The organism is Roseateles sp. P5_B10 (assembly GCF_056400485.1).
The window spans coordinates 1-763 of record NZ_JBFULE010001420.1 but is presented as its reverse complement, the minus strand read 5'-3'; the positions used below and the strand labels follow the sequence as shown (position 1 = coordinate 763).

Sequence of the window (763 nt, the reverse complement as noted above, 5' to 3'; positions counted from 1 at the left end):
GGCATCAACACTGCGATCATCCAGGGGGCGCAGGGCATCTGCTTTGCGGTCGCCAGCAACACCGCGCAATTCGTGCTGTCGGAGATCATTCGTCACGGCTATGTCCGCCGTGCCTTCATCGGCGTGTCGGGCCAGACCGCGCCGATCCCGCGTCGCCATGCGGTGCTCGCCGGCATCGAGAACACCATGGGCGCGCTACTCGACCAGATCGATCCCGACGGTCCGGCGTTCAAGGCTGGTCTGTTGCCTGGCGATGTCGTCGTCAGTCTCGATCACGTGCCGGTGAATGGCGTCGATGATCTGATCCGCATTCTTGATCGCGACCGTATCGATCGGACGATCGAGATCGACGTGCTGCGGATGGGCCGCTTGCGCGCCATCGACATTCATCCCGTCGAACGCAAGGTGCTGGCGCGCGCGTAACCAAAGCGTTTTCGAGCGAAGTGGTTGCCGGTTCGCGTTAAGAAAACGCGCAAAACAAAAATCAGGAGCCCCGTTCCGATTCAATCGGAACGGAAAAACTCCGACGCCTCACGCTTTGTGCAGCAGCGACAGCTCGGCCTTCAGGCGCAGGCTGCGTTTGCCGGCAAGCGCGGTGGCTTCGAATGCCGCGCAGCCGTCGCTGCAACTCCCGGAAAAGCCGATGCCCACTTCATAGCCGGCGAACAGCGAACTCCCGCCGGCAGCGGGCGTGTGCTCCTGATTRASSATCTCGCCCTTCCAGCGSCCGYCSGCSGAGSMATAGGCGCCGAGATAATAGAAG

General features: G+C 62.1%; 2 protein-coding genes. One reads left to right on the top strand and one right to left on the bottom strand.

Annotated elements, in window-relative coordinates:
- Positions 1-423: S1C family serine protease (locus AC1DU6_RS33730; RefSeq protein ID WP_477862731.1), on the top strand; the 423-nt coding region annotated here is incomplete at its 5' end.
- A 108-nt stretch (positions 424-531) separates the two neighbouring features.
- On the opposite strand, the gene AC1DU6_RS33725 is transcribed toward AC1DU6_RS33730, so the two are convergent.
- Positions 532-763: hypothetical protein (locus AC1DU6_RS33725; protein WP_477862730.1), on the bottom strand; the 232-nt coding region annotated here is incomplete at its 5' end.